We start from the raw sequence: 1,383 nt of genomic DNA, 5'->3' as shown, positions 1-1,383 counted from the left end.
CTTCGCGGCTACTTGTTTCATTGCCTCAGGACCGGTGCCCGGCCAGGCTCGGTCCAGGCGCCCGGGCCGTCGCTCTCTTTGCGGCTGCCCACGCTGGTCGTGTGGCTCTCTTTTGGCCTGCGCGGTCCGGGCGTCGCCCCAGGGCGGGGAAAGGCTCAAGAGGGGTTTGCTCTGCTCGAAGTAGCGGTGCCCTCCCGGCTCGACAACCAGGCGATGGATCGAGCATCGGAGGACGCGCATGGACCCGGTGGTCCTTGGCATGGACCCGCACAAACGCTCCGCCACCATCGAGGTGATGGCCGCCGACGAGACCATCCTCGGCAGCGGACGCTACGGCACCGACCCCGACGGCTACACCGCGATGCTGCACTACGCCCAGCAATGGCCCAACCGGGTCTGGGCCGTCGAAGGCTGCAACGGCATCGGCCGGCACATCGCCAACCGGCTCCTGGCCGATGGCGAACAGGTCCTGGACGTCCCGGCGAAGCTGTCGGCACGGGCCCGGGTATTCGCCACCGGGCAAGGCGCAAGACCGACGCCACCGACGCGCACTCGGTCGCCCTGGTCGGCACCCGCATGGCCGGCCTTCGACCGGTGGCCGGCGACGAGCAGCTCGCGCTACTGCGGATCCTGGCCGACCGCCGCCGATCCCTCGGCGATGACCACACCCGGATGGTCGCCCAGCTGCACCAGCTACTGCTAGAGCTGGTCCCCGGCGGAGCCAAGAAGAGCCCGTCGGCTGCCCAGGCCAAGGCCCTGCTCGCCACGGTCCGGCCCCGGGACGCGGTCGGCAAGACACGACGCCGGGTCGCCGCGGAACTGATCAGCGACCTCGAACGCATCTACCGGCGTTCCAAAGACGCCGACAAGGAGCTCAAGGAACTGGTCGCCGCCACCGGCACCACCCTGATGGACCTGCACGGCATCGACCCTTCCGGCGCCGCGCGCCTGCTGGTCGAGGTCGGCGACATCACCCGGTTCCCCAACCGGGCGCACTTCGCCTCCTGGAACGGCACCGCGCCCATCGACGCCTCCTCCGGCGACCAGGTCCGGCACCGGCTGTCGCGAGCAGGCAACCGACAGATCAACCGGGTGCTGCACATCATGGCCACCGTCCAACTCCGCAACCCCACCGAAGGACGCGCCTACTTCGACCGCAAGACAGCCTCGGGCAAGACCTCGATGGAAGCGATGCGAGCCCTCAAACGCCGCCTGTCCGACATCGTCTACCGGCGCATGCTCCACGACGCCCTCGGCCAGGCGGCGACGGGCCCGGGAGGACACCGGGGAGCGACTACAGACTCCAGCGCGGCCCGCTCACATCCCCATACCGGCACTTCGGACAAGCCACTTCCCGGACCCGCCACCACCCACCCTACGACC

The 1,383-nt window shown here is 69.8% G+C and carries 1 protein-coding gene and 1 pseudogene; both read left to right on the top strand.

Going from position 1 to position 1,383, the window contains the following annotated elements:
- Positions 1 to 213: 213 nt before the first annotated feature.
- Positions 214 to 654 (top strand): annotated as a pseudogene (locus ACTWPP_RS44925) (hypothetical protein); the annotation flags it as partial.
- A gap of 18 nt (positions 655 to 672) precedes the next feature.
- Positions 673 to 1,383: transposase (locus ACTWPP_RS44920; protein ID WP_443110605.1), on the top strand; the 711-nt coding region annotated here is incomplete at its 3' end.

It is taken from the genome of Actinomadura sp. 3N407, assembly GCF_052245875.1.
Lineage (GTDB): Bacteria > Actinomycetota > Actinomycetes > Streptosporangiales > Streptosporangiaceae > Spirillospora.
This window is presented reverse-complemented; position numbering and strand designations above follow the sequence as displayed.